The organism is Hymenobacter sp. PAMC 26628, assembly GCF_001562275.1.
Classification (GTDB): Bacteria; Bacteroidota; Bacteroidia; order Cytophagales; family Hymenobacteraceae; genus Hymenobacter.
In genome coordinates this window covers 4,178,190-4,204,324 of record NZ_CP014304.1, presented here as the reverse complement: position 1 = coordinate 4,204,324, position 26,135 = coordinate 4,178,190, and the positions used below count along the sequence as shown (strand labels likewise).

20 protein-coding genes and 1 pseudogene are annotated in these 26,135 nt (G+C 65.0%); 4 read left to right on the top strand and 17 right to left on the bottom strand.

What is annotated here, in order from left to right; genetic code table 11:
- Positions 1-15: 15 nt before the first annotated feature.
- Entirely contained in the window at positions 16-1,029 is a 1,014-nt protein-coding gene (locus AXW84_RS18280; RefSeq protein ID WP_068236566.1) for a chemotaxis protein CheB, read from the bottom strand.
- 162 nt (positions 1,030-1,191) lie between these two features.
- On the opposite strand from AXW84_RS18280, the gene AXW84_RS18275 reads away from it, so the two are divergent.
- A complete protein-coding gene (locus AXW84_RS18275) occupies positions 1,192-4,266 on the top strand; it encodes a CheR family methyltransferase (protein WP_068236561.1) in 3,075 nt (1,024 codons plus the stop codon).
- 34 nt (positions 4,267-4,300) lie between these two features.
- Here the strand turns inward: AXW84_RS18275 and AXW84_RS18270 are convergent, their stop codons facing one another.
- On the bottom strand, positions 4,301-5,440 hold the full coding sequence (locus AXW84_RS18270; RefSeq protein WP_068236558.1) for a PAS domain-containing sensor histidine kinase: 1,140 nt from the start codon (positions 5,438-5,440) through the stop codon (positions 4,301-4,303).
- 172 nt (positions 5,441-5,612) lie between these two features.
- On the opposite strand from AXW84_RS18270, the gene AXW84_RS18265 reads away from it, so the two are divergent.
- Entirely contained in the window at positions 5,613-7,922 is a 2,310-nt protein-coding gene (locus tag AXW84_RS18265; RefSeq protein WP_068236555.1) for a PAS domain-containing sensor histidine kinase, read from the top strand.
- A 39-nt stretch (positions 7,923-7,961) separates the two neighbouring features.
- On the opposite strand, the gene AXW84_RS26435 is transcribed toward AXW84_RS18265, so the two are convergent.
- From AXW84_RS26435 to AXW84_RS24090, 3 genes and pseudogenes are all read right to left on the bottom strand, one after another.
- The gene (locus tag AXW84_RS26435) at positions 7,962-8,162 is read right to left on the bottom strand and encodes a hypothetical protein (RefSeq protein WP_071892273.1); all 201 of its coding nucleotides are present in this window, start codon (positions 8,160-8,162) and stop codon (positions 7,962-7,964) included.
- 12 nt (positions 8,163-8,174) lie between these two features.
- Positions 8,175-8,678, bottom strand: a complete 504-nt coding sequence (locus tag AXW84_RS26580) for a KUP/HAK/KT family potassium transporter (RefSeq protein ID WP_442905614.1) — start codon at positions 8,676-8,678, stop codon at positions 8,175-8,177.
- Positions 8,679-8,780: 102 nt separating this feature from the next.
- Positions 8,781-9,925, bottom strand: a pseudogene (locus AXW84_RS24090) (KUP/HAK/KT family potassium transporter); the annotation flags it as partial.
- 143 nt (positions 9,926-10,068) lie between these two features.
- Between AXW84_RS24090 and AXW84_RS18255 the strand changes: the two are divergent.
- Positions 10,069-10,746: an outer membrane beta-barrel protein gene (locus AXW84_RS18255; RefSeq protein WP_068236552.1), complete on the top strand. Its 678-nt coding sequence runs from the start codon at positions 10,069-10,071 to the stop codon at positions 10,744-10,746.
- Between the two features lie 241 nt (positions 10,747-10,987).
- Here the strand turns inward: AXW84_RS18255 and AXW84_RS25145 are convergent, their stop codons facing one another.
- The 11 genes from AXW84_RS25145 to AXW84_RS18200 all read right to left on the bottom strand — a co-directional run bounded on the left by AXW84_RS25145 (position 10,988) and on the right by AXW84_RS18200 (position 24,386).
- Positions 10,988-11,770, bottom strand: coding sequence for an IS3 family transposase (locus AXW84_RS25145; protein ID WP_071892266.1), 783 nt, complete (start codon positions 11,768-11,770; stop codon positions 10,988-10,990).
- A 50-nt stretch (positions 11,771-11,820) separates the two neighbouring features.
- Positions 11,821-12,084, bottom strand: a complete 264-nt coding sequence (gene tnpA / locus AXW84_RS18245) for an IS66 family insertion sequence element accessory protein TnpA (RefSeq protein WP_068236545.1) — start codon at positions 12,082-12,084, stop codon at positions 11,821-11,823.
- A 57-nt stretch (positions 12,085-12,141) separates the two neighbouring features.
- Positions 12,142-12,807: an IS630 family transposase gene (locus AXW84_RS18240; RefSeq protein ID WP_082773621.1), complete on the bottom strand. Its 666-nt coding sequence runs from the start codon at positions 12,805-12,807 to the stop codon at positions 12,142-12,144.
- The gene (locus tag AXW84_RS18235) at positions 12,798-13,265 is read right to left on the bottom strand and encodes a helix-turn-helix domain-containing protein (RefSeq protein WP_068227630.1); all 468 of its coding nucleotides are present in this window, start codon (positions 13,263-13,265) and stop codon (positions 12,798-12,800) included. Before AXW84_RS18235 ends, AXW84_RS18240 begins: the two co-directional genes overlap by 10 nt.
- 57 nt (positions 13,266-13,322) lie before the next feature.
- The gene (locus AXW84_RS18230; RefSeq protein ID WP_068236542.1) at positions 13,323-14,030 is read right to left on the bottom strand and encodes a sigma-54-dependent transcriptional regulator; all 708 of its coding nucleotides are present in this window, start codon (positions 14,028-14,030) and stop codon (positions 13,323-13,325) included.
- A gap of 117 nt (positions 14,031-14,147) precedes the next feature.
- Positions 14,148-15,620, bottom strand: a complete 1,473-nt coding sequence (locus AXW84_RS18225; protein ID WP_068236539.1) for a SusD/RagB family nutrient-binding outer membrane lipoprotein — start codon at positions 15,618-15,620, stop codon at positions 14,148-14,150.
- 44 nt (positions 15,621-15,664) lie between these two features.
- On the bottom strand, positions 15,665-19,042 hold the full coding sequence (locus AXW84_RS18220; RefSeq protein WP_068236536.1) for a SusC/RagA family TonB-linked outer membrane protein: 3,378 nt from the start codon (positions 19,040-19,042) through the stop codon (positions 15,665-15,667).
- 421 nt (positions 19,043-19,463) lie between these two features.
- Positions 19,464-21,506, bottom strand: coding sequence for an excinuclease ABC subunit UvrB (gene uvrB, locus AXW84_RS18215; protein ID WP_068239684.1), 2,043 nt, complete (start codon positions 21,504-21,506; stop codon positions 19,464-19,466).
- 109 nt (positions 21,507-21,615) lie between these two features.
- A complete protein-coding gene (locus AXW84_RS18210; protein WP_157887104.1) occupies positions 21,616-21,981 on the bottom strand; it encodes a DUF6970 domain-containing protein in 366 nt (121 codons plus the stop codon).
- Between the two features lie 71 nt (positions 21,982-22,052).
- Entirely contained in the window at positions 22,053-23,732 is a 1,680-nt protein-coding gene (locus tag AXW84_RS18205) for a hypothetical protein (RefSeq protein ID WP_068236530.1), read from the bottom strand.
- Between the two features lie 24 nt (positions 23,733-23,756).
- Positions 23,757-24,386 carry an RNA polymerase sigma factor gene (locus AXW84_RS18200; RefSeq protein ID WP_082773970.1) on the bottom strand — a complete coding sequence of 210 codons (630 nt, stop codon included), beginning with the start codon at positions 24,384-24,386 and terminating at the stop codon, positions 23,757-23,759.
- A gap of 296 nt (positions 24,387-24,682) precedes the next feature.
- Between AXW84_RS18200 and wrbA the strand changes: the two genes are divergently transcribed.
- Positions 24,683-25,294: an NAD(P)H:quinone oxidoreductase gene (gene wrbA / locus AXW84_RS18195; protein ID WP_068236528.1), complete on the top strand. Its 612-nt coding sequence runs from the start codon at positions 24,683-24,685 to the stop codon at positions 25,292-25,294.
- A 77-nt stretch (positions 25,295-25,371) separates the two neighbouring features.
- Here the strand turns inward: wrbA and AXW84_RS18190 are convergent, their stop codons facing one another.
- Complete coding sequence (locus AXW84_RS18190) at positions 25,372-26,118, bottom strand: shikimate dehydrogenase family protein (protein WP_068236525.1); 747 nt, start codon at positions 26,116-26,118, stop codon at positions 25,372-25,374.
- Between the last annotated feature and the right edge of the window lie 17 nt (positions 26,119-26,135).

Here is a 26,135-nt window from a genome sequence, read left to right as displayed (position 1 = left end):
TAGGGTTCCGGGGCCCTAATCCGTGGCGGTGTCCTCGGTTTCGCCTTCGTACTCGTCGAGCAAGAATTCGCGCATGCGGTTGACGTGACGCTTGAGGTCGTCGAGGCGCTCGGTGTGGCGGCCAGTGCCGTAGGCTTCGTCGCGGGCGGCGAGGCTGGCGAGCAGGTTCTTGCGCTCCTCCATCATGCGCAGGGCCACCCACAGGGTTTCCTGCATTTTGCGCTGCGAGCCCTCCAGCATGGAGGCTGCGGTGTAAGCGTGGCCGGTGTGGCAGCGGAAGCGCAGCACCTCGCCTTGGGTCACGTCCCAAAGGTTGCCGCCGCAGTCGGGGCAGGTGAAGGGCACCAGGGTGCCCAACTCGCCCATTTGGCCGGCCGTGCCCACCGTGCGCTCGGCAATGGCCGCTTCCAGCCGCAAGTCGGGCGGGATGCTCAGGGCATGGGCGGGGCCGGCGTGGGCGGGGCCCACCAGCCCCACCAGCAGGGCCCCCATGGCGGCCACGGGCAGCACGTGGTCCACGGCCACGTTGCGCAGGGCACTTTCGGGCATGCTTGGGAACTCGGCCTCGGCGGGGTCTTGCACCACGGCCGTGCCCCCGCAGCGCTTGATGAACTCCAGGCCGGCGGTGCCGTCGTGCAGCATGCCGGTGAGCACCACGCCCACCACCTGCGCGCCAAAGGCCACCGCCGCCGCCCGGAACAGTGCGTCGGCGGAGGGGCGGTAGCCGTTCTCGAAGGGGCCCTTGGTCACCAGCACCCGGTCTTCCTTCACCAGCAAGTGGCGCTCGGGCGGGGCCAGGTACAGGTGGCCGGCCAGCAGCGGGGCCCCGTGGCCGGCCACTTGGCAGCGCAAGCCGGTGTGGGCGGCCAGCCGCGTCACCAAGGCTTCTGTGTCGGCGTCGGGGGCGAGGTGCTGCACCACCAGCACGGCGGCGGGCAGGGCGGCGGGCAGCTGGGCCACGAGCTGCGTGAGGGCGGGCATGCCGCCGGCCGACGTGCCGATGACGATGAGGTGAGTAGGGGCGGCCACAATAGTGGAAGGAAAGTAGAGGAAGGACCCCGGCCCGCGCGGGCCGGGGCCTAGCTATACGGCCCGTCGGGCGGGGCGTTAGCCAAATTATGCGCAATTTTGGTAGGATAATGCGTTTTGTTACCTGCTTGGTGCGCCGCGGAAAAATTTGTTTTTGGCTCGATGAAACAACCTGTGCCCCCGGCCGACGCGCTGCCTACCCCGCCTAACCCAGACGCCGCCGCACCCGCCGCTACACCCGCCGCCGCGCCCGCTGCTACGCCCGCCGGGCCCCCGCGGCCCCGCACCGGCGCCGCGGGGGCCGACAAGTTTCCGGTGGTGGCGCTGTGCGGCTCGGCGGGCTCGCTGGCGGCGTTCGAGCAATTTTTTGGGGCCCTGCCGGAGCGGACTGGCTTGGCCTTTGTGGTGATAACCCACCTGGGGGCCACCCCCTACAGCCAGCTCCCGCAGGTGTTGCAAAACTTCACGCCGCTGCCCGTGGCGGAGGCCACCGACGGCCTGCCCGTGCGCCCCGACCACGTGTACGTCATCCCGCCCGCCGCCGACCTGAGCCTGCTGCACGGCTGCTTGTTTGTGCTGCGGCCCACCCAGCCGCCGGGCCACCGCCTGCCCATCGATTTCTTTCTGGAGAGCCTGGCCAAGGACGTGGGCGCGCGGGCCGTGTGCATCATCTTTTCGGGCCTGGGGGCCGACGGCAGCGCGGGGCTGAAGGCGGTGATGGAAAACTTCGGGATGGTGGTGGCCCAGGACCCCGACACGGCCGCCTTCGATTCGATGCCGCGGGCGGCGCTGGCCACCGAGTTCGTCGATTTTTCCCTCGCCCCCGGCCAGATGCCCGCCGAGCTGCTGGCCTACACCGCCCGCCTGAAAACGCCCGGCGGCAGCCGCCAGCGCCTGCCCAACGACGCGGCCGACGCCCAGCCGGCCCACGCGCTGCAAAAAATCTTTCTGCTCATCCGCCAGCGCACCGGGCACGACTTCAGCTTTTATAAGCGCAACACGATGTTCCGGCGCATCGAGCGGCGCATGAACGCCCACCAAATCAAGGCGTTCACGGACTACGTGCGCTACTTGCAGCACAACCCCGCCGAGGTGGAGCAGCTATTTCGGGAGCTGCTGATTGGGGTGACGAAGTTCTTCCGCGACGCGGCGGCCTTCGAGAGCCTCCACGAGCACTTGCAGCCGCTGGTGCTGGCCAAGGAGCCGCGCGGCACCGTGCGCGTGTGGGCCCCGGGCTGCTCCACGGGCGAGGAGGTGTACTCGCTGGCCATGCTGCTGCTCGAATGCCTCGACGCCGTGGGCCACAGCCGGGGCGTCAAGCTCCAGCTTTTCGCCACCGACATTGCGTCCGACGCCATCGACTTTGCCCGCGCCGGGCGCTACCCGGCCGCCATTGCCGCCGACGTATCGCCCGAGCGCCTGGCGCGCTTCTTCACCCCGGAAGACGGCCACTACCAAATCTGCAAGGAAGTGCGCGAGGCGGTGGTGTTTGCCCTGCACGACGTGAACAAGGACGCGCCCTTCACCAAGCTCGACCTGCTGTGCTGCCGCAACCTGCTGATTTACCTGAACGCGGAGCTGCAGAAAAACCTGCTGCCCGTGTTCCACTACGCCCTGCGGCCGGGCGGCATCCTGTTTTTGGGCCCCAGCGAAAACCTGACCGGCTTCCAGGACCTGTTCCAGCCCCTGGACGGCAAGTGGAAAATTTCGCGGCGCCTCGAAACCGGCGCCGCGCCCGGCCGGTTGCTCAACTTTCCGTTCGTCCTGTCGCCCCGGCCGCCGGCGGCGGCCCACCCCGCCACCATGCCTTCCGCCGCCGCCACCGCTGCCCGCCCGGGCGGCCCTTTTGCTGCCCTGGTGCAGAAAACGCTGCTCACCGCCTACGCCCCGCCGGCGGTGGTGATTACGCCCAAGGGCGAAATCCTGTACGTGAACGGCCGCACCGGCAAGTACCTGGAGCCGGCCCCCGGCGTGGGCGGCCTCAACCTGTTTGACATGGCCCGCGACGGGCTGCGGGTGGAAATCAGCGGGGCCGTGCACCGGGCCCTGCAAACCCACGAGGACGTGGCCGTGGACCGGGTGCGCGTGGACGCCACCGCCGGGCCATCGCAGCTGGTGCGCCTCTCGGTGCGGCACCTGCCGGGGGCCGATGCCTTGGCCGGGCTGCTGCTGGTGGCGTTTGAAGACCAGCCCACCCCGCGCCGCGGGCACCGGGCCAAGGGCCAGGCCGGGGCCCCCGCCGCCGACCCTGGCCGCGAAGCCGCCGCCGCCCTCGACCAGGAGCTGCAGTACACCAAGCGCCGCCTCCAAACCACGGTGGAGGAAATGGAAAGCAGCCTCGAAGAGCTCAAAAGCGCCAACGAAGAGCTGCAAAGCGCCAACGAGGAGCTGCAGAGCACCAACGAGGAGGCCATGACCAACAAGGAGGAAATGCAGAGCCTGAACGAGGAGCTGATGACGCTGAACATGCAGTACCTGTCCAAAACGGAGGAGTTTTCGCAGACGGCCAGCGACTTGAAAAACCTGCTCGACGCCACCGAAATCGCCATTATTTTTCTCGACAATGATTTGCTGATCAAGCGCTTCACGCCGCACGTGCGCGACATCATCAGCCTGGTGCCCAGCGACGTGGGGCGGCCGCTGGCCCACTTCGCCTCCACCCTGCGCTACGAGCACCTGCTGCGCGACGCCCAGCAGGTGCTCGACCGCCTCACCACTGTGGAGGCCAACATCCAAACCACCCGGGGCGAGTGGTACACAATGCGCATTTTGCCCTACCGCTCGCTCGACAACTACATCAACGGCGCCGTCATCACCTTCACCGGCGTGACGGCCCTCAAGCAGCTCGAAGCCCAGCTCCAGGAAACGGCCCGCTTCGCCGACAGCCTCCAGGACGCCGTGCCCCAGCCCTCCGTGGCCCTCGACGGGGCCCTGCGCGTGCGCCTGGCCAACCACGCCTTCGCCGAGGCGTTTGGGCTGGTGGCCACCGAAATCCGTGGCCACTCCCTGGTCTCCCTCAGCGGCGGGGCCTGGAACCAGCCGGCCCTGCTGGCCCAGCTGGCCCAGCTGCTGAACCCCGCCCATCCCCAAAACCAGTTCGACGGCCTGACGCTAACGGCCGATTTTGCCGGCCTGGGGCCCCGGCGCGTGGTGCTGTACGGCCGCCGCCTGCTGCACCAGGGCCAGCCCACCGGCCAGGTGCTGCTGGGCGTGGAGGTGGTGGCCCCGCCCGCCTAGCGGCCGGGGCCCCGCGCACCGCTGCGCGGCCGGGCTAGGCGGCGGCGCCCACCGGCTGGTCCAGCTCGCTCGGGGCCAGGTCGCCCACGGCTTCCGCCAGGGGAATTTCGACGGTGAACACGCTGCCCGCGCCCTCGGTGCTGGCCACGGCAAGCGTGCCGTGGTGCCACTCCACAATGGTTTTGCACAGCGACAGGCCCAGGCCGATGGTTTCCTCGCCCCGCAGGCCGAGCCGCCGCGCCCGCGTGAACCGCTCGAACACGTGGGGCAGCATGGCCGCCGAAATGCCCATCCCGTCGTCGCTCACCCGGAGGCGGGCCCGGCCCGGCAGCCGCTCCACCAGCACGCGCACGTGGCCCTCGTCGCGCGTGAACTTGATGGCGTTGCTCACCAGGTTGATGAGCACCTGGGTAAACTTGCTCACGTCCAGGTTCACGTACACCGGGTCGGGGGGCAGCGCGTAGCTGAAGTGGTGGCCCAGCAGCCCCTGCCCAATTTGCAGCTGCTCCAGGGGCCCCCGCACGACGAGGTTCAGGTCCACCCGGTCAAACTTCAGGTCGGTGTCGGCAGCAGCCGAAAACTCCAGGTTGATGAGGTTCCGAATCATTTTCACGCTCTCGCGGCTGGTTTGTTCGAGCACGCCCAGCATCTGGGTCACGCGGGCCAGGGCGGGCTCGGGAATTTCTTCGCGCAGGTACTGCGCAATTTGCTCCACCAGGATGAACGCCCCGCTCGCGTCGTGCGAGAGCACTTCCAGCGTCACGTTTTTGCGGCTATTGAACAGGTCGGAATTCTCCTGGTGGTACTTCGCCGCGCTGATGTCGTGCAGCGTGCACAGCAGCAAGGGGCCCCCGGGGCCCCCCGGGTGGTAGTAGGGGCTGGCCGAAAACCACTGGTTGGGAAGGTCGGGGGTTTGCAGGCGCACCTCGATGGCCACCAGCCGCTCGCCCCGCATCCACTGCTGCCAGTGCGCGGCCAGGTAGCCCCGGTCGTCGGGGTGAATGCGGCGGAGCAGGGCCGGCAGCTCGGCGTTCGCCCCGGCGTCGGTGCCGTGCAGCACGTGCGCGTAGGCCGCGTTGACGAACACCACGCGGCTGGCGGCGATGTCGTACGCAAACTGCACTTGCGTGCTGGCGTGCACCTGGGCCAGGAAAACGGGGGCAAAATCAATCATAAGGAGTGGTGGAAACCGGGGGCGCCAACGGCGCAATAGGCTGAACGTTAAACGCAAGCTGAACGATAAAAAATCGGATAAATACTTGTTATCCAGAGGGGCCTGCCCGCGCCAATGCCCCGCCCCGGGCCTACCTTGCTTGCACTACCCGCGCTCCCTGCCCGTTGGCCCCATGACCCCCCCCGACCCCCGCACCGCCCAAGCCCAGCTGCGCGCCCGCGCCGAGCGCCAGCGCCTGGCCGCCGCCGCGCCCCTGGCCCCCGCCGACGCGCAACGCCTGGCCCAGGAGCTGCAAGTGCACCAGATTGAGCTGGAAATGCAGTACGAAGAGCTGCTGCTGACCCAGGCCGACGCCGAAGCCAGCCGCGCCCAGTACGTCGATTTGTACGACTTTGCGCCGGTGGGCTACTGCACCCTGGCCCCCGACGGCACCCTGGCCCAGCTAAACCTGCGCCTGGCCCAGCAGCTGGGCCCCGTGCGCCAGCAGCTGCTGGGCCGGCGCCTGGACTTGTACGTGGCGCCCGCCGAGCGGCTGGCGTTTTCCCAGTTTCTGGCCCGGCTGTGGGCCGCGCCCGGCCAGCGCCACACCTGCGAGGTGGCCATGCAGGGCCCCGGCGAAGCGCCGTTTTTTGCCCAGCTCGAAGGCCTGGTGGGCACCGGGCCCGGCGGCGGCGACCATGCTCCCGCCGGCTGCCGCCTGGCCCTCACCGACGTGACGGCCCGCCGCCAGGTCGCCGATGCCCTGGCCGCCAGCGAGGCCCGCTTCCGCGCCACCTTCGAGCAGAGCCACGACGGCGTGCTGCTGCTGCGCGGCCAGTGCCTGGTGGACGCCAACGCCGCCGCCCTGCGCCTGCTGGGGGCCGCCGATAAAAAAGAAGTGCTGGGCCGCCACCTGGCCGGGTTCTGGCCCGACGACCAGCCCGACGGCCGCCCGCTGCGGGAAGTGCTGAACTATTGCGCCCGCGAAGCCCAGGCGCACGGCTGGTGCCGCCACGAGTGGCGGCGCTACGACGCGGCCGGCCAGCCGCGCTGGGACGAGCTGTCCTTCAACCCGGTGCTGGTGGTGGGCGAGCCGCTGCTGCACGTGGCCCTGCGCGACATCACCGAGCGCAAGCTCAGCCGCCAGCGCATCGAGGAAAACGAAGCCCGCCTGAACCTGGCGCTGGAAGCCTCGGCCACTGGCGTCTTTACCTGGGATATTGCCCAGGACCGCCTCGAATGGGACGCCCGCGCCCAGGCCGTGTTCGGCCGGGCCTTCGACCCCGCCCCCGTGCCCGCCGCCGTGCTGGGCGAGCGCCTGCACCCCGACGATGCCCCCCGGGTGTGGGCGGCCACGGAGGCGGCCATTGCGGCGCAGGCCCCGCTCGCCATCGATTACCGGGCGGTGTGGCCCGACGGCTCGGTGCACCACGTGTCGGCGGCGGGCCGGGCGGTGGCCGACGCGCACGGCCAGGTAAAGAGCCTGGCCGGCGTGCTGCGCGACGTGACGGCCCTGTACGCCGCCGAAGAAGAGCTGCACTACAAAAACCGCCTGCTCGACCACATCCTGAAAAGCCTGCCCGTGGCCCTGATCCGCTTCGACCCCGAGGGCCGCTACCTCAGCCTGGCCGGGGCCGGCCTGCGCCGCCTGGGCCTGGCCGACAATGGCTTGGTAGGGCAGTTGGCCGCTGAGGTGTTTCCGAGCGAAGCCGCGGCCATCGGGCGCCTGCTGGCGGGCCACGACGATAACCACCTAGCGGTGCTGGGCACCCCCGAGCAGCCCGCCTACTTCCTCACCTACAGCTTCTGGGACCCCATTTACCGCGAAGGGGTCAGGTTTGCGCTCGACGTCACCGAGTCGGAACTGCTGAAGCAGACGGTGGCCCGCCAGCAGCAGGTGCTGCTAGTGGCCGTGCTCACGGCCCAGGAGGAGGAGCGCCGCCGCATTGCCGAGGCCCTGCACAACGGCGTGGGCCAGCTGCTGTACGCCACCCGCCTGCACCTCGACGCGCTGCCGCCCTCGGCGGCGGTGCGCGCCGGCCAGGAGCTGCTGAGCGACGCCATCCGGGCCACCCGCACCATGGCCTTCGAGCTGACGCCCAGCATCCTGGAGGACTTTGGCCTGCCCGCGGCCCTGCGCGAGCTGGCCCGCCGCATCCCCGCCAACCAGCTCGCCGTCGACTTGAACTTGAGCAACCTCGACGCGCCCCTGCCCGCCCCCTTGGCCACGGCCGTGTACCGGACGGTGCAGGAGCTGCTCAACAACGTGATGAAGCACGCCCGCGCCCGCGAGGTGTTTGTGCAAGTGGCCCGCGAGGGCCCCGAGGTGCACCTGAGCGTGGAAGACAACGGGGTGGGCTTCGACGCGGACGCGCCGGGGCCCCCGCCGGGCCTGGGGCTGGCCGGCATCCGCACGCGGGTGGGGCTGCTGGGCGGCACGCTCACCGTTCGCTCGCGGCCGGGGCAGGGCACGGGCGTGTTCCTGGTGCTGCCGGTGGCGTAGGGCCAGGGCCCCGGGGCCCCGCCGCCCGCGCCCGGGGCCCTACGCCGGGGCCCCGGCGGGCACCAGGGCGGCGGGCACGGGGTCTTGGGCCAGCTCGGGGGCGTCGCGCAGCAGGTCGTAGTTGTTGGCGGCGGGCTTGATGGTGAGCGGCACTTTCTCCACGGCCACGTCGCTGGTGTCCAGGCCGAAAAGCTGCTGGTCGGAGATGGCGAAGCGGTTGATGAAGAAGTAGCCGTTCATGAAGAAGCGCTCCTACCAAGTGAGCTGGTTGTCGTAGCTGAGCACCTTTTCGAGCACCACGAAGCGGAAGTCGCCGGGCAGGTGGTGGCGGGCCAGCGAGTCGTAGCGCGAGGTAATGTCGATTTCGCCGCGCGCGGCCATTTCCTCCAGTACCCTTCTGAACAGCAGGTTGAGGCGGGGCTGCACCCGGAAGCCGAGCCGGAAGTTGATTTTGTACGCCACGCCCGGCACTAGCTCCTCCACGCTGTAGCGCGTCGAGTACGGGTCGGTGAGGGTGCTCATGTTGATGAACCAGTAGCGGTCGGCCCGCTTGGGCTGCTTGCGGATGATGGAGTAGAGGATTTCGCTCTCCAGCGCGCCGGGCGTTTTGCTGTGCGTGAGGTACACCAGGTTGGAGGCGTAGCGGCGCACCGAGGTGTCGGCGCTCAGCTCTTCCAGCGTGGGCACGCTGCTGGCCACGGGCACGGTGGCCAGCAGGCGGTTCTTGATTTCGCGGCCCTTGCAGCCCAGGTACATCATGAAAATCAGGCCCCACTCGAACACCAAAATGCCGAGCCGGTTCAGCAGCTTGGTGATGTTGGCGATGAGAAACGACGTCTCAACGGTGAAGAACACCAGCATAATAGCCGCCACCACCGGCACGGCCCAGTGCTTGACGCCGCGCAGGTACTGCGACAGCAAGATGCTGGTCATCAGCATGGCCACCGTGATGGAGAAGCCGTAAGCCGCCGTCATGGCCTCGGAGGTTTGGAAGTGCAGCTGCACGCACACGCAACCAAACCACAGCAGCCAGTTGATGCTGGGCACGTAAATCTGCCCGCGCTGGTCCGTGGGGAACAGCACCCGCACCTTGGGCCAGAAGCGCAGGCTCACGGCCTCCGAAATAAGCGTGTAGGAGCCCGAGATGAGGGCCTGCGAGGCGATGATGGTGGCCATCGTGGCCAAAATAATGAGCGGCACCAGGGCCCACGGCGGGGCAATCATGAAAAATGGGTTTTGGTTGCTGGCCAGTGGCGCGCCCACGTGGCCCATCGTCCAGGCGGCCTGGCCCAGGTAGTTGAGCACGAGCGTGGTTTTCACAAAAACCCACGACGTGCGGATATTCTTGCGGCCGCAGTGGCCCAGGTCCGAGTACAGGCCTCGGCCCCGGTGGTGCAGAGAAACACGGCCCCCAGCAGCCAGCAGCCCTTGGGGTACTCCGTCAGCAGGCGCACGGCGTACACGGGGTTCAGGGCGGCCAGCACGCCGGGGTGGTGCGCAATCTGGACGAGGCCCAGCGTGCCAATCACCGAAAACCAGACCAGCATGATGGGCCCGAAGGCGGCGCCCACGATTTTGGTGCCGAACTGCTGGAACCCAAACAGCAGGCTGATGATGACCAGCACCACGACGACGATGGTTCCCTGGTTGAGCGCTGGGTACAGAATTTTCAGGCCTTCGATGGCCGATGTGACCGAGATGGGCGGCGTGATGATGCCGTCGGCCAGCAGCGTGCCCGCCCCGATGATGGCCGGAAACAGCAGCCAGCGGCCCCGGCTCTTCACCAGCGGAAACAGCGAGAAAATGCCGCCCTCGCCGTGGTCGTCGGCCTCCAGCGTCAGCAGGATGTACTTGGTGGTGGTCTGGAGCGTGAGCGTCCAGAAAACGGCCGACACGCCGCCGTACACCAGCAGCTCGCTCACCGGCCGGGGCCCGATGATGGTTTGAAACACGTAGAGCGGCGAGGTGCCAATGTCGCCGAAAATGATGCCGAGCGTGACCATGTTTGGCGGGGTTGGTCGGGGATTTTTGCCCATTGGGCGATTGGCCCGGCGGGCTTCATATGAAAAGCTGGGGCCCCCGCACTATTTGCGCGCCGGCCGGGCCTCCCGGCTCGGCCCATCACCCCCGTTACGTTTTGCGTTTCATGAAAAAACTTCTCCTGGCCCTGCTCGTGGGCACCGCTGCGGCCCCCGCCGCCCGCGCCCAGGCCGATGCCGACGCCCCCGCCAAGCCCACGCCGCCCGCCCCCGCGCCGCGCCCCGCCACCCGCACCAGCGTGGGCCTCAAGGCCGGCTACTCGCTCTCGTCCATCACCGGCGACGGGGCCAGCGCCCTGCCCAACGCCGACCGCCTGCCCGCCTTCCACCTGGGGGCGTACGGGCAGCTGGGCATCAACAAGTTTGCCTCGGTGCAGGCCGAGCTGCTGTACGCCCGCCGCGGCTACCGCACCACGCTGGGCAGCACCGCGGCCTACAACACGCGCCTCAACTACCTCGACCTGCCGGTGCTGTTCGTGGGCAACCTCACGCCCAACCTCAGCTTCCACGCGGGGCCCCAGGCGTCGGTGCTGCTCGACGTGGCCCGCGACGGCGACAACGTGCCGCTCGGCGGCCGCTACCAGCGCTTCGCCCTGGGCGGCGTGGGCGGTCTTGAGTACCGGGTGGGCAACGCCCGCCTCGGCGCGCGCTACAACCTGAGCTTCAGCCGCCTCTACCAGCAAGACGCCAACGTGCAGTACAACAGCGGCGCCGTGTTCCTGTCCAACAACAACATCTACACCCGCAGCCTGGAGGTGTACCTGGGCTTCGGCTTCGGGAATTAGGGCCCCGGCGGATGCGTGCCCACTGGCTTGCCCCAACGGGTGGTACCCCAACGGCCCGCCTGTCATCCTTCACTGCGTTCAGGATGACAGGCGGTGGCGCGGGCGGTGGCGGGTAGAACATTCCGAACGGGCTACCCGGCGATGGGCAGGGTGAAGTGGAAGGCGCTGCCGCTGCCCAGCTCGCTCTCGACCCACAGCCGCCTGTAAGCTCCCCCTCAAAGTAGGCCAGTCAAAACTAGAGTTAGGCAGCTTGACGAAACTCAATGGGGGTTAGAAAGTTAAGGGCCTCATGCGGGCGCAAATGATTGTAATCGTACTGCCAGCTCTGGCATTGTTCGCGCACCTGCCGTAGCGTGGTAAAGAGGTAGGCATTGAGCAGCTCGCGGCGAAACGAACCGTTAAAGCGTTCAATATAGGCATTTTGGGTCGGGCTAGCGGGTTGAATCCAGTGCAACTCGATGTGCTGGTCTTCACACCAGGTCTGCAGCACCTGGCTGATAAGTTCAGGGCCGTTATCCACCCGAATCCGGGTCGGCGAGCCGTAGCGGCTGACCAGGGTGGTGAGCAGGGCCACTACCCGCGTGGCGGGCAGCGAGAAATCGACTTCAATACCGAGCACTTCCCGGTTCCAATCTTCGACTACGTTCAAGGTGCGGAAGCGCCGCCCATCGGTTAAGGCCTCGCTCATAAAGTCGAGCGACCAGCAGACATTGGGCTGGATGGGGACTTCCAACGGCTGCTTGACCCGTTCAGGCAACCGCTTCTTTTTGCGCCCCTTACCCAGTTGTAAGCTCAGGAGCTGGTAGATACGCCATAGCCGCTTGTGATTGACCAGTACCCCCAACTTGCGCAGCCGGTAGTAGTATTTCCAACATCCCCAGCCCCCGTGCCGCTTGACCAGCGCCCGCAAGCGGGTGACCAGGTCGGCGTCGGTGGCTTGCAGTCCCCCACGGCCCCCGCCCGGCGGGGTGGCATAGCGGTCGCGGGCCAGACCCGCGAGTCGACACGCCTGGCGCTGGCTCAGCCCCCGCTCACAGGCGTAGTGCGCTACTTGGCGCCGGGCCGTGGGGGTGGTTACTTTTTTCGCAACACCTCCTTGATAACCTGGTTTTCCAGACTCAACTCGGCGTAGAGCTGGTTGAGGCGGCGGTTTTCGTCCGCTAAATGCTTAAGGCGTTGCAACTCACTGGTGCTTATGCCGCCGAGCTTGTTTTTCCACGCGTAGAACGTGGCTTCGCTGATGCTGTGCGCCCGGCAACTCTGGGCGACGGTCTGCCCTTGTTCCTGCTGACGCAACATACCCACTATTTGGGCTTCACTAAATCGACTCTTTTTCATAGGGCTGGTAAAAAAAGGGGGGGATGAAAAATACCACCTTCCTCTAGTAGGTCAAATCTAGCCGGTTGTCGGGTACAACCGTTTGAGTTTGATGCGGGCCTTCTCGGTTGTAAACTGCCAGTTGGTGGGTGCCCCCAGTTGGTTGCGCGCTAGTTGCCAAGCGTAGCAGTGCGCTTCCAGCGTCGGCCGGTCGGGCACGCGCTGCGGCAGGCCGTGGGTGAGCAGGGCGGCAAACTCGATTTCAGCCATGTTGAGCCACGAGCCATGCTTGGGGGTGAACACAAATTCCACGCGCTGCAACAGGGCGTGCGCCCGTACCGGGTCAAAAATCTCGTAAAAAGCGGCGGGCTGGTGCGCCGACAAATTGTCGAGCACCAGCGTCACGCGCGTCGCTTGGGCGTAGTCCTCCTCCAGCAGGCGGGCTACCGCCCGGGCAAACGTGAGTCGGTCATGGCGGTCTTCGACCTGCACCCGGCGGCGACCGGCCAGCGGCTCGTGCAGCATATACACCTGGGCCACGCCCTGGCGGTGGTACTCGCAGTCGTAGCGGGTGCTGCCATCGGGCAGCGGGAGTGGCACGCGGCTTTCGCGTAGTAATTGCTTGGGCGACTCATCCAGGCACACGACTGGCTGGGCTGGGTCGTACGGGCGTTGGTAGACGTCAAGCACCCGTTCCATGGCGCAGACGAAGGCCGCGTTCTGAGCGGGTGGAATCACCCACATCTGTCGCTTCCAGGGCTGTAACGCATTTTTTTTAGTACCCGCCCCACCATCGCCGGGCTGGCCTCGGGCAGCACCTGCAGCGTGACCAGGTGAGCGGCCAACAAGCGCAATGTCCAGTGGGCGTACCCTTCGGGCGGGGTGGAGCAGGCCGCCGCGGCCAGGTGCGCCTCCACCTCCCCGGTGTACTTACTGGCCGGCCACTGCTGGCGGGGCTGCCCCAGCAGGGCGGCCTCCACGCCCGCCTCGCAGGCGCGTTGGCGCAGGCGCTCCAGGGTGCGCGTACTCACGCCGTAGGCTTGGCTAGTCTGGGTGTCGCTCCAGTTCAAGCCGTTTGTAGCTACGGCCAACAGGCACTGAGCCCGCACAAGCCGGGCGCTGGCCACGCGCCGCTGCTGCACGAGTTCCGTTAGCGAGGCCTGTTCTTCGGCCCTCAGCGCTAAGACATAATACTTCGCCATTTGTCAGGTCATTTTACCCGACAAGATACTAGATTTATCCTACTAGTTTACACTGGCCTACTTACAGGGGAAGCTTACAGCCTGGGCCCCCGTGAAGGCTCCCTTCTTGTAGCCAAACAGCTCTGACTCCAGCAATTCGCACGAAAAGGCGCTGCAATTGACGGCCACGAATGCCTTGTTGCGCCGCCCGCTGGCCCCGTGGATGGCCTGGGCAAACAGCTCCTTGCCCGCGCCCGTGGGGCCCCCCAGCAGCACGGTGGCGTCGGTGGGTGCCGCCTGGCGGGCCAGGTGCTTGGCCGCTTCCAGGGCCGGCGCGTGCCCGATGATGGCGTCGAACGTGGACTGGGCCCCCGCCACTTGGCGCTCCAGGTCGGCCACGCGGTGCTGGAGGCGGGCTTTTTCCACGGCCCGCTCGGCCACCACCAGCAATTGGTCGTCGGAGTCGCCCTTGGTGAGGTAGTCGAAGGCCCCCGCCTTCATGGCGCGCACGCCGTCGGCCACGGTGCCGTAGGCGGTCATCAGCACCACCTCGGCCAGGGGCGCCTGCGCCTTGTAGCGGGGCAGCAGCTCCACGCCGTAGCCGTCGGGCAGCTTCACGTCGCTCAGCACCAGCAAGATGTCGTCGGCGTGGTCGTGCAAGGTTTGCAGGCCGCGGCGGGCGTCGGGGGCTTGCCACACGGTGTATCCTTCCAGTTCCAGCAGCCGCCCCACCACGGTGCGCAGCTGGGTTTCGTCGTCAATCAGCAAAATGGTGCCGGTGGGCATGGGCGGGCGGGGCAAGTGGGACCCAAAGAACGGTGGAACAGACTGGCCAATGCACAAAAAGGGCCCCGCACCAAGCGGTGCGGGGCCCTTAAAATGGCCAACTACAGTAGTTAGTTACTACTGGTTCACGCTGGTGGGCGTGAACAAGTCCGCATTGGTCTGAGCGGGCGTGTTGGAGTTGGTCGTTATTTCGCTTTGCGGGTAGAGGAAGCGCTGGGGGAGCACAGCGCCCTTCTTGGGCGTCACGCCCACCACGCTTTGTGCCAGCACGCTGCCGCCGGCTAGCGGCCGAGCGCGGCGCTGGTCGTTGAAGGGCTCAATCTGGCCAATCATGCTCAGATACTTTTCCGTCAGAATTTCCTTCAACAGGGCCTCATTGGCGTTGGCCGTGCCGTATACCGCGATGCCACCGGCGGCAAAATCGGCCGCTGTATAAGCGTCGTACTGCGCCGTGCCTCTAGCAGCGTAGAGGCTGGTGCTACCAGCATGATAAGCGCGCACGGCATTTAAGGCCGCCAGAGCCGCAGTGAAATTACCAAGTCGAAGCTGTGCCTCAGCCAAAATCAGCTGCGTTTCGACATAGGTGACGATAGGGTAAGAACTGCCAGGGGTAAAAGCACCGTTGTAGATGTTAGGCTCGTAATCGATAGTGGCATATCCTTTCTGAACACCGTTGACGAACGTCTTAGTATAGAAATAATTGAGTCGGCCAGTTTCGTTGGTTTTAGTGTTGGTGTGGCCAGTTGCCAGCAGTTTGGTTGCAAAGGCGGCATCAGCAGTAATGTCGCCGGAACGGTCCTGATCAAGAAAGGAATAGATTAGGTTCATGTCAACGTGGACCGCTGTACCTGGGTGAGCGATAATCAACTCGGTGTTCGTGGCCGGTGTGCCGCCTGGGCGTGCCACGCCCAAGGCTGCGTATTTAGCAGCGTTGGTATAATCTTTGGTGTGCAGATAATAGCGGGCACGCAATGTATTGGCTGCACCTAACCAGTACGCGCTTGTGCCACCAAAGAAAATATCGGCCGCTCCCGGACTGATGCCGGGCTTCGCCAAATTAGCGGCGGCATCTGTCAGCAAGGTTTGCACACTGGTGTACACGTCCTTCTGCGCATCGAACTTAGGCTGGGGAATAGTCAACGGGGTAAAAGCTTCCGAATACGGAACATCTCCCCATAAAGCAGTGGCTTGGCCGATAGACAAACCCTCCAGGGTCTGGACAATGCCTTTTACTAGGGGATTTTTGTCAACGTCAGCGCTGGCTTCAGCTAGGCGGGCATTGTTGGTTACGTACAAGTAGTAGTTGGCCCAATCACTGTCGTAGTCGGAAGCTAGGGTCTGGTACACATTCAGGCCAGCAGCTTGACGCGCCACCCCGGTGAACTGCTGGGTCCAGATGCTTGACAGACGGGCCGCGTTTGCCTCTTCCTGCAAGCCCGTGGCCACCTCTACTGAAGTTAGCAGCAGCGGAGTAGAAGCCGCTAGGGGTAAGTTTGGACTGATGTCGTAGCCGGTCGTGAATTTCTCGCAACCCGCCAGTGCGGTTGCGGCCAAAAGCCCGGGCACAAGGAATCTTAATTGTTTTTTCATATAAGCAGCGACGTGTAACGTCTGCGAATAAAGTAAGCTGGAGGTTAGTACGTGAGGCGGACGGAAAACAAGACCGAGCGGGTGCTCGGGTTGTTGAAGTAGTCCAGGCCGCGGCCGTTCGATACCCCCGTCAGGTTAGTTTCTGGGTCCACGCCCGAATAGTTTGTCCACAAGTAAAGGTTGCGGCCAGTCAGGCTGAAATCGATGGATTGCAGCTTGGTGGCGTCGCGGAAGCCCTGGCCGTTGAGCGAGTAAGAGAGCGTGACTTCGCGCAGGCGGGTTGTGTTCACGTGCTCCACGTACTGTTCGCCGGCCCCAGTGAAGCCGCTGCCGGCCCCGCTCGAATACCAATCCTCGTCTAGAGCCACCGGGCCCCCGCCGTAGTTGCCCACGGTGCCGCGGAAAGTAACGCTGCCGTCGGCATTAAGCACGTAAGCCGAGTTCTGGCCCACTTTGGAAGCTACTGTGCCACCGCCATAGGTTTTGGTGTTGGCGGCGTCAGCGGCGCTCAGCGTAGTTTTCGTGCCGGTAATGGCCGAAGTGCCGAAGTAGTTCAGGATGCCGCGGGTACCGTTCCACACGTCAAAGGCGTGCACGTGATCAACGAGAGCGTACAGCGACAAGCCTTTGTAGCGAATGGTGGCACCGAGGCCACCGCGCCACTGCGGGTTGGGGTCGCCCACCACGCCGTTGGCCGGATCGAGTTGCGCAAAGCCTTGGGCATCGAGTACCAGTGCATTGGTACCATCGGTGGCGCGCTGGAAGCGTGAGCCGTACAGCACGCCCAACTGGCGGCCCTGAATAGCCGAGGAGTTAACGGAGTTGCCGCTGAAGCCGTTGAGAAACACCGAAGTTACGCCGGCCAAGTTGGCCACATTGTTTTTGTTCTGCGAAAAGTTAGCGTTCAGGTTAAAACCAAAATCCTGGGTTTTGACGATAGCCCCGTCCAACTGAAGCTCAATACCCTTGTTAGTAATGGTGGCCGCATTCTGGTACTGCGACGCAAAACCCGTTGTGTAAGGCTTCGGAATAGCCAGAATAGCATCAGTTGTCTTGTTGTTGTAGTACGTGGCGCTGAAGCTGATGCGGTCTTTGAGAAAGCGCAGGTCAAGTCCGGTTTCTACCTCCTGCTTGCGCTCGGGTTTCAGGAAGTTGTTGCCCTGAGTAGTGCTGCGGATATAGCCACCGCCGTAAGCCGCTACGTCCAGTGCGGGGCCGTAGCCGTCCACCAGCGAACCGCTGGCGGGTATGTAGTACGTCTGGGTCTGGTACAGGCCCGGCTGCACGCCCACCTGGCCGTAAGCCACCCGCAATTTGCCAAAGGTCAGACCCTGCTTGTCGGCTAGGGCCCCCACTTTGGTGAACTGCCAGGCGAATGTGCCCGACGGGAAGTAAAACGTGTTAGCAGTGGCGGTGCCGAAGGTAGAAGCGGCTTCGCCGCGCAACGTACCCGTCAGGAAGAACTGGTTCAACAGGGCCACGTCCACTTCGCCGTACACGGCTGCCGTGCGCAGCACCGTTTTTAGGTTGTAGGGCGTGCGAGCCGTAGCCGGCGAGTTGTTGAGCTGGGGAGGCGAGAGTACGTTCACGATGTTGGTGGCCGAAGCACCAACCTGGTCGGCCCGCCGCTCGTTCAGGTTGTTGCCCACAATCGCCGAAATCGAGAAATTCTCGCTGAAATTGTGGTTGGCCCGCACGATGAAATCGTTGTTTACCTGCGTTTCAGTGATATTTTCTTCCGTCAGCGCGCCGGTCAGGTTAGCCGCCGATTGCCGGGGAAAGAAAGCCTCGCGCCGGTCGTTGTAGGTGTCCACGCCCGTGCGGTTGAGGAAGCTCAACCACTCAGTGGGATGGTAATTAAGCTCGGCCGAACCTACTAAGCGGTTCACCAGCGAGTTGTTCGTTACACGGTTGATGGTCCAGTTAGGATTGTCGTAGCCAGGGTTAGCGGCCCCCAGTGGGTTGCGGAAGCTTACCTGGCGGTTAGTAGTAGTGGCCCCAGCGGCATTGGTGTAGTCACCGTAGTATTGGCTGTTATTGTAGTCAGCCGGGGTGCGCAAGCCGCCCAAGAAGATGCCGCTGACGTTGGAACCCTGCTGAATCCGGTCGGAATAGGTACGGGCGTAAGTCAGGTTTACGGCCGAGCTGAATTTGTCCGACAAGTTGCGCGTCACGTTGGCCCGAATAGTCGTCCGGTTGTTGTCGCTGTTATTGTACACAATGCCCTTGGTATAGGTATTGCCAGCACTTAGGAAGTAGGTCGATTTTTCGTCGCCGCCGCTAAATTCCACTGAGTTGTCGTGGTAGTAGCCCGTGCCAAAAATGTCGCGGCCGTGGTCATACGTCTGCTGGCTGTTTCGGCCGCCGTGGGGGTTGGCCGCTGTGCCATTGGCAATAGCGTATTGCGTCGAGCCGTCGGGGAAAGTCACGAAGCCGCGATAGCCGGCCGCCGTTGGGTCAGTAATTTGGGTATCTGCTCCGCCAGTACGGGTGCTGATTTCGTCGCCCCAGTTGGTGCGGCTGCCGAAAGCATATCGGCCGCCGGCTCCCTGGCCGTAGTTGAGCTGCAAGGCGGGCGTCTTATTAATGCGGTCGAAGCTATAAGCCGAGCGCACGGCAATGTGCATCCGGTCACCCAGCTTGCCCTTTTTGGTGGTAATAACGATTACGCCGTTGGCGGCCCGGGTGCCCCACAGCGCGGCGGCGGCGGCGCCTTTCAGCACTTCCATCGAGGCGATGTCGTCAGGGTTGATGTCGTTGAGGCGCGAGGCCTGTACTACGCCGTCGGTTTGGTTCGAGCTGGCACCGCCGTTACTGGAAGCAATGCCGTCGTTGCCAATCGACGAGTTGGAAATCGGAATGCCGTCCACCACAATCAGCGGCTGCAAGTTGCCCGTGATGGTGGCCGCGCCCCGAATCTGAATGTTGGCGCTGGCGCCCGGGTCGCCCGACGAGCGGGTGATGAGCACGCCCGGCGTTTTGCCCGAAATACCGGTCACGACGCTGGTTTCGCCTGAGCTCACCAGGGCCGTGCCCTGCACCGTGGCCTGGGCCGTGCCCAGTTGGTCACGGTTGGCCTGGAGGCCCAGGGCCGTCACCACCACCTCGCTCAGCTGCTTGGCGTCGGTGGCCAGCGCCACGTTTAGTGACCCCCCGGTAATGGGCTGCTCCTGCGTGGCGTAGCCCACAAAGCTGAATACTAGGGCAGACGCATCGGCCGGCACGTCGTTCAGTACGAAAGTGCCTTCCGCGTTACTCGTGGTGCCAATGGTCGGCCGCCCCTTCACAATCACCGTTACCCCGGGCAGTCCTTGGCTAGTAGCCCGGTCGGTTATTTTCCCCGAAACGGTTCGGTTCTGCGCCTGGGCCTGCTGCAACAGGCCGCCGAGGAGCAGGACAAACAACAATAAAATTTGCTTCATCTTTTGGTTGGTTTGGTGAGTGAAAATGTCTGGTAAAGGGCACAAGAAACGATGGCAAGTGGAAGATAAAAAAATAAGGAGAATTTTTTGCGCGAACTATGGCCAGCGGCTCCACATTTTTTGGTCGGATGTTTCGCCGCTGGCCACTGCCCGAGCCCCAGCAGCGGCCAGCGGGGTGCTTTATCGCCGGCCATCCGCGGGGCCCGGCCTACTCTCTGCTTTCCGTAGCGCTAATTTGTGCTAATCAATGGTGAGCAATTGATTAAGATTAAAGCAACTTGTTGATAAACAAGAGAAATAATATTTGGCCGGGTGGATTTGGGGCCCCAAGCCGCCAATTGCTTCCCTGCTGAATACGCAAAAAAGCCCGAAGCCCCTGCGCGCAGCAAGGGCCCCGGGCCTCGATTTGTTTAACAAAAAATTAGTCGCGCTTGCCCTTCAGCACGCCTTTTAGGGCGGCCAACTCGTCGCGCAGCTTGGCGGCTTGCAGGAAGTCGAGCTCCTTGGCGGCGGCTTCCATCTGCTTTTCAGTTTGCTTGATGAATTTTTCCAGCTCGGTTCGGTTCATCATGGCCACTACCGGCTCGGCGGCCATGGCCAGGGCGGCGCCGCCGTCGGCGTAGCCCACGGCAGCGGCCTGGGGCTCCACGGTGCGGTAGTCGGCCAGATCGGTTTGGCCCAGGATCTGGGCGTGGCTCTTGCGCACAGTGCGCGGCGTGATGCCGTGCAGCTCGTTGTAGGCGGCCTGAGTGGCGCGGCGGCGGTTGGTTTCGTCAATGGCGCGCTGCATCGAGCCGGTCATGCGGTCGGCGTAAAGAATGACCTTGCCACGGTCGTTCCGCGCCGCCCGGCCCATAGTCTGGATCAGGCTGCGCTGGTCGCGCAGGAAACCTTCCTTGTCGGCATCCAGAATGGCCACCAGACTCACCTCGGGCAAGTCGAGGCCCTCGCGCAGCAGGTTCACGCCGATGAGCACGTCGATTTCGCCCAGCCGCAGCTTGCGCAAAATCTCCACCCGGTCCAGGGTTTTCACGTCGGAGTGCACGTACTCCACCTTGATGCCCAGGCGCAGCATGTACTTGCTCAGCTCCTCGGCCATGCGCTTGGTGAGGGTGGTGACGAGCACCCGGTCGCCCATCTTCACGCGGTTGTCCACCTCGTCGAGCAGGTCGTCGATCTGGTTCGAGCTGGGGCGCAGGTCAATTTCGGGGTCGAGCAGGCCGGTGGGGCGGATGATTTGCTCCACCACCACGCCGTCGGCCTGGGCCAGCTCGTAGTCGGCCGGCGTGGCGCTCACAAACACGGCCTGCTGGTACATGCTCTCAAACTCGTTGAAGGTCAGGGGCCGGTTGTCGAGGGCCGAGGGCAGGCGGAAGCCGTACTCAATGAGGGCCGTTTTGCGGCTGCGGTCGCCGCCCCACATGGCCCGGATTTGCGGCATCGTGGCGTGGCTCTCGTCCACCACCAGCAGGTAGTCTTTCGGAAAGTAGTCGAGCAGGCAGAAGGGGCGCGAGCCGGGCGTGCGCTGGTCGAAGTAGCGCGAGTAGTTCTCGATGCCCGAGCAGTAGCCCAACTCCCGAATCATCTCCAAATCGAACTCGGTACGCTCCTGGATGCGTTTGGCCTCCACGTCGCGGCCTTCCTTTTCGAAGTACGCGTGCTGGGCCACCATGTCGTCCTGAATCTGGTGGATGGCGGTTTGCAGCGTCTCCTTGCCGGTCACGAACAGGTTGGCGGGGTAGAGCGTGGCCGATTTTTCCTCGCTCAGCTTCTTGCCGCTCACCGGGTCAATCTTCTGCACAGACTCAATCTCATCGCCGTAGAAGTAGATGCGGTAGGCGTAGTCGGCGTAGGCCGGGAACACGTCCACGGTGTCGCCCTTCACCCGAAACGTGCCACGGGTGAACTCCACCTCGGTGCGCGAGTACAAAATCTGGACGAACTGGTAGAGCAGGTTGTTGCGCGTGTAGCGTTGCCCAGGGGCCAGGAAAATGACGTTTTTGGCGAACTCCTCGGGGTTGCCGATGCCGTAGATGCACGACACAGAGGCCACCACAATCACGTCGCGCCGGCCACTCAGCAGCGTGGAGGTGCAGTGCAGCCGCAGCTTCTCAATCTCCTCGTTGATGGCCAAGTCCTTCTCAATGAACACATCAGAGCTGGCGATGTAGGCTTCGGGCTGGTAGTAGTCGTAGTAGCTGATGTAGTACTCGACGGCATTTTCCGGGAAAAATGCCTTGAACTCGCCGTAGAGCTGGGCGGCCAGCGTCTTGTTGTGGCAGAGCACGAGGGCCGGCTTACCGGTTTCGGCGATGACGTTGGCCATCGTGAAGGTTTTGCCAGTGCCGGTGGCCCCCAGCAGCACCTGGGCGTGCTCGCCGTTGTTCACGCCTTCCACCAGCTTGGCGATGGCGGTGGGCTGGTCGCCGGTGGGCTTGAATTCGGAAGTAAGCTGGTAATCCATGCGGAAGGGAAAGCGGCGGAAAAAGGCCAACCTACCCAACCCCAAACCAGGGGCTTGGGTTTCTGCGCCTTTAACAAAAATAGGCCGCGCCGCCACCCGGGGCCCCCGTTCAGCGCGGGTCGCGCCAGACAAGTTGCCGGTCGGTTGAGAGCCGGTAGAATTCTGGGCAGCGGCCGTCGCCCTGGCCCGAGAGGCCGCCGCTGGGGGCGCACAGCACGTTCAGGCACGCATCGTACAGCGTTTCGTACTGGTCGCAGCACGAGGCTGTGACCAAGTACACTTTCTGGTCGCGGAACGTGTACTGCCACACTTCGTAGGCGGGGTTACCCTTGGGCAACGCCTGCAATTCCGCAATTTTGGTCTGGATGTTGGCGCGGCATTGGGGCCCCGGCTCGCTGGCCGCGTGGCTGCACTGGAAGGCCAAGAGGGGCAAGCTGCCGAGGGCAGCCAGCCAAAAGAGTCGAAGTTGAACCATAGAACGTCCCGCGCTGCGATGGTGGAAGAAACCACTTGTGCCGAATGGATTGGCCCTAGGGCCCCGAGCGGCTACGGCGTTTTCACAGCGCCCCCGAAATCGACGGCGGCTTCCAGGCCCACACTGTAGGGGCGGCGCTGGTTCACAAAATCCTGCACTGGCTGGGCGTTGAGCGAGAGCACGCCAATCTCGGCCGTGGGGCCCGCCGAGATGGTCCAGCGGCCCGCCGCGGCGCGGTACTGCACGCCGCCGCCGCCGCGCAGGGTGGTGAGCAGCCGCCGGTAGGGCGAGCCGGCCGCCGCCAGTGGGTAGTCTTTGGTGGCGTCGGGCTCGCCGGCCACTTCCGAGCGCACGCTCAGTAGGGCCCCCACCACGGCGCCGAGGTGGCCGTAGCCGCTCCACCCACGCTTGGCGGGGTTGGCGTAGTGCACCGCCACGGGTACGCCCACGGTGCGGTAGCGAAACGAGGTGGTGCGCAGCGTCGGCTCGGGGGCCATCATGGCCAGGGCAGCAGCGTTGTTGTAAGCGTAGTAAGTCGGCAGTTGCTCGCCCACGAAGCGGGTGCTGGTGGCCGACTGGGCTTCGTGCTGGCCCAACTCTACGCCGGTGCGCAAGGCCCAGCGGCCGCCCAGCAGGCGGGTGGCCCGCACGGCCACGCGCTGGTCGAGCCCGCCGTGCAGGTACTGGCGGTACTCGGCCGCCGAGCGGTTGTTGAGGGCTACTGCGTTGGTGGTGGCCGCCACCGAGTAGGGAATGCTGGCCGTTGTGGGCGCCGGCGCGCCGCCCGCCTGTGAGAAATCGGCGTTGGGGGAAAACACGCCCGATGCCACGCTGACCCCAAACTGCCAGCGCTTTAGGGGTGCGGTGGCCACGTTGGGCACTACGGCCACCGCCGCCAGGTGGACCGGCAAAGCTGACGCAGCTGAATTCTTCGCCAGCGCTGCCGGCCGTTGGGCCAGGGCATCCCACCCCGCTGCAAATTGCGCAGTGGCAGCCGCTGCTGCGTAGCCAGGGCCCTGGGCATTCATTCCGGTGCCCGCCGCATCGTAGGTGTTCAGGGCCGTGCGGTAGGTTTCGCCGCGCTGGCCGGTGGTTGAGCTGGCAAAAGCCGCCTCGCCCGCCGCTGCCTGTGCCCCAAAACCCGCGCCCTGGTCGCCGCCCGTGCGGGCTAGCACTTGAGCGTTAGCCCGCGTTCCAGCCAGTCCGGTACCTGCCGCCGGGGCCCCAGGCGCCGCGTAGCCGGCGCCGCGGCCACTGGCAGCGTCGCCGTAAGTAACGTAACCGGCGCGGCTGGTCGCGGTCGGTTGCGGCGTGCCTACTGGCGAGCCAGCCGCTAGCTGGTTCGCCACGGTTTTGGCATCGGTAGTGCCGACACCAGCCAAGGCGGCGTCATGGGCTTGGCCCGCCCTCGGGGCCCCAGCAGCCCACTCGGCGGTGCTGCGGCTAGCGGGTGAGCTGGGCGTGGCAGCGGCCACGGGCCCCCCCGGGGGGGCCTGGTGGGCCCACCAGCTTGCCCCGCCGGCCAGCGAGGCCAGCAGCAGGCTGGCGGCCGCTACCCAGCGGGTGGCGGCGAGGCGGCGGCGGTACGTTTCGTTCTGGCGTACGAGCAGCGCGGTGTCAATTTGCTTCCATAGTACCGGGCGCGGGGGCGCCTCGGCATGGGCCAGGTGGTGGCGGAACAAGTCTTCCAGGCTGCCCTGGGGCCGGTCGGCGTCGTGGCCGGCCGGGCTAGAGGAATCGGTAAAGGCCATAAAGAATGAGTAGTTAAATAATCGTTAAGAATCGTGGCGGGGCGGGGCACCCAGGCGCTCCAGCTTGGCTTGCAGAATGGCGCGGGCCCGTGAGTACTGCGACTTGCTGGTGCCCTCGCTGATGCCCATCAGCTCGCCGATTTCGCGGTGGTTGTAGCCCTCGATGGCGTAGAGGTTGAACACCATGCGGTAGCGCGGGGCCAGCTCCTGCACCAGCCCCAGCAGCTCCTGGAAGCTGTAGTTGCTGAGCGTAAACTCGGGGCTGGCCAGCGCAGCCGGGTACTCGGCGTCGCTCACCGCCACCAGCGGGGCGTTGCGGCGGTGCTGGCGCAGGGCAGCGTTCACCATCACCCGCCGAATCCAGAATTCAAGTGGGCACTTGCGCCGGAAGCTGCCCAGCGTCCGGAACACGGTCAGGAAGCCTTCCTGGAGCACGTCCTCGGCTTCGAACGTGGTTTGGGCATAGCGCAGGCACACGGCCATCATGCGGGCCGCGTACTTGTCATAAAGCTGCTTTTGAGCCAGTTGGCGGCCTTCGAGGCAGCCGGCAATTAACTCCTCTTCGGTGGGCGCGGCGCGGGTGGTGCGGCTCACGGTGAGGTGTGGCAGGGCGGCTTCGCCGGCCCCGCGGGCCGGCCAGGCGGCCGCGCTCATGCGCGGGGCCGGCGGCAAAAACCGGCCCGGTGCCCGGCAGGACCAGCGGTGAAGGGAGCGAAAAAGGAAAAGTCCGGCATAGGGGCGCGCGAGGTGGGTAGAACTAGCAAAGCCGTGGGCTATTTCCGGGAGGCCGGCCGCGCCCGAATGGTTGCATGCGCGCCCGCTGCCCTTAAAATAAGTTGACGATCAGTGAAAAATAATATTATCGCGCAACCATGTTTGTACATTTAATGTATATACATTTGTTTTGTATCACTCACCTGTCCCCCTTTTTTCCACTTAGTCCCAACTCCATGAAAACGCTGGTTCTGTTTTATTCCACCTATGGCCACGTCTGGAAATTAGCCGAGGCCGTAGCCGAAGGCGCCCGTCAGGTAGCTGGTAATGAAGTAGTAGTGAAGCGCGTACCCGAAACGCTGCCCAAGGAAGTGCTCGACAAAACTGGCGCCACCGGGGCCCAGCAGGCCTTTGCTCACGTGCCCGTGGCCACCCCCGATGAGCTGACGCAGTACGATGCCATCATCTTTGGTACGCCTACCCGCTACGGCAACCTCTGCGGCCAGATGCAGGCGTTCATGGACAGCACCGGCGGCCTGTGGGCCACGGGGGCCCTGGTGGGCAAAGTGGGCGGCGCCTTTGTGAGCACCGCCACCCAGCACGGCGGCCAGGAAGAAACCATTCGCAACTTCCACACCGAGCTGTTGCACCACGGCTTCGTCATCGTGGGCCTGCCCTACGCCTGGCAGGGCCAGATGGGCCACGAGGAAGTGACCGGCGGCACGCCCTACGGCGCCAGCACCGTGGCCGGCGGCAAAGGCGAGCGCCAGCCCAGCGAGAACGAATTGGAAGGCGCCCGCTTCCAAGGCCGCCACACGGCCGAAATTGCCAGCAAGCTGGCCAAGTAAGGGCAACGTTTTCAACATAAGAGCGGGCTGCCCAGCAATGGGCAGCCCGCTCTTATGTGTTTGTGCGGTAGTTCTGTTCAAGCCGGTGGGTTCCAAATGTCCCAGGCGGCTTCGGCTTGCAGGCACAGCATCTCGTAGCCGTTTTTGACCTGGGCCCCGGCGGCCCGGCCGCGCGCCATGAATGCGGTTTCGCGCGGGTTGTACACCAAATCGTAGAGGTAGTGGCCCGGCGTGAGGGCCCCATAAGGCAAGTCCGGCGCTTCTTCCACGTGCGGAAAGGTGCCCACCGGCGTGGCATTGATGATGAGTGGATGTGCGGCCAGCACCGCCGGCGTCAGGTCGGCGTAGGTGAGGCTGGGGCCCCCCGGGCGGCGGCCCACCAGCTGGTACGGAATGCCTAAGTCGCGCAGAGCAGCCTCCACGGCTTTGGCGGCGCCGCCCATGCCCAGCACCAGCGCTGGGGCCCCGGCTCTGGTGCTGGGGAGAAACCGGCGCAGCGATTCGCGGAAGCCGATGTAGTCGGTGTTGTGGCCCACCAGGCGACCGTCGGGGCGCACGTCAATCACATTTACGGCGCCAATGAGGGCCGCGGCAAGTACCACTTCGTCGAGCAGCGGCAGCACGTCCTGCTTGTAGGGCACCGTCACGTTCAGGCCCCGCAGGCCCGGGTGGGCGCGCAACAGCACCGGCAGCTCGGCGGCGGTAGGCAGCTCGTGCAGGTCGTAGCGGCAGTCGGCCAGGCCCAGGTCGTGGAACTTCTGGGTGAAATAGGTTTGTGAAAACGAGTGGCCGAGCGAGCGGCCGATGAGTCCGAACTCACGCATGGGGCAGGAATAAAACG

What these genes read in the sequence shown, in the direction of transcription:
- AXW84_RS18220 (WP_068236536.1), bottom strand. Translation starts at nt 19,042, where the DNA reads ATGAAGCAAATTTTATTGTTGTTTGTCCTGCTCCTCGGCGGCCTGTTG.
- AXW84_RS18270 (WP_068236558.1), bottom strand. Translation starts at nt 5,440, where the DNA reads ATGATTGATTTTGCCCCCGTTTTCCTGGCCCAGGTGCACGCCAGCACG.
- AXW84_RS18235 (WP_068227630.1), bottom strand. Translation starts at nt 13,265, where the DNA reads ATGGCGAAGTATTATGTCTTAGCGCTGAGGGCCGAAGAACAGGCCTCG.
- AXW84_RS18200 (WP_082773970.1), bottom strand. Translation starts at nt 24,386, where the DNA reads ATGAGCGCGGCCGCCTGGCCGGCCCGCGGGGCCGGCGAAGCCGCCCTG.
- tnpA (WP_068236545.1), bottom strand. Translation starts at nt 12,084, where the DNA reads ATGAAAAAGAGTCGATTTAGTGAAGCCCAAATAGTGGGTATGTTGCGT.
- wrbA (WP_068236528.1), top strand. Translation starts at nt 24,683, where the DNA reads ATGAAAACGCTGGTTCTGTTTTATTCCACCTATGGCCACGTCTGGAAA.
- AXW84_RS18210 (WP_157887104.1), bottom strand. Translation starts at nt 21,981, where the DNA reads ATGGTTCAACTTCGACTCTTTTGGCTGGCTGCCCTCGGCAGCTTGCCC.
- AXW84_RS18225 (WP_068236539.1), bottom strand. Translation starts at nt 15,620, where the DNA reads ATGAAAAAACAATTAAGATTCCTTGTGCCCGGGCTTTTGGCCGCAACC.
- AXW84_RS18205 (WP_068236530.1), bottom strand. Translation starts at nt 23,732, where the DNA reads ATGGCCTTTACCGATTCCTCTAGCCCGGCCGGCCACGACGCCGACCGG.
- uvrB (WP_068239684.1), bottom strand. Translation starts at nt 21,506, where the DNA reads ATGGATTACCAGCTTACTTCCGAATTCAAGCCCACCGGCGACCAGCCC.
- AXW84_RS18275 (WP_068236561.1), top strand. Translation starts at nt 1,192, where the DNA reads ATGAAACAACCTGTGCCCCCGGCCGACGCGCTGCCTACCCCGCCTAAC.
- AXW84_RS18230 (WP_068236542.1), bottom strand. Translation starts at nt 14,030, where the DNA reads ATGCCCACCGGCACCATTTTGCTGATTGACGACGAAACCCAGCTGCGC.
- AXW84_RS18255 (WP_068236552.1), top strand. Translation starts at nt 10,069, where the DNA reads ATGAAAAAACTTCTCCTGGCCCTGCTCGTGGGCACCGCTGCGGCCCCC.
- AXW84_RS18265 (WP_068236555.1), top strand. Translation starts at nt 5,613, where the DNA reads ATGACCCCCCCCGACCCCCGCACCGCCCAAGCCCAGCTGCGCGCCCGC.
- AXW84_RS18190 (WP_068236525.1), bottom strand. Translation starts at nt 26,118, where the DNA reads ATGCGTGAGTTCGGACTCATCGGCCGCTCGCTCGGCCACTCGTTTTCA.
- AXW84_RS26580 (WP_442905614.1), bottom strand. Translation starts at nt 8,678, where the DNA reads ATGTACCTGGGCTGCAAGGGCCGCGAAATCAAGAACCGCCTGCTGGCC.
- AXW84_RS26435 (WP_071892273.1), bottom strand. Translation starts at nt 8,162, where the DNA reads ATGAACGGCTACTTCTTCATCAACCGCTTCGCCATCTCCGACCAGCAG.
- AXW84_RS18240 (WP_082773621.1), bottom strand. Translation starts at nt 12,807, where the DNA reads ATGTGGGTGATTCCACCCGCTCAGAACGCGGCCTTCGTCTGCGCCATG.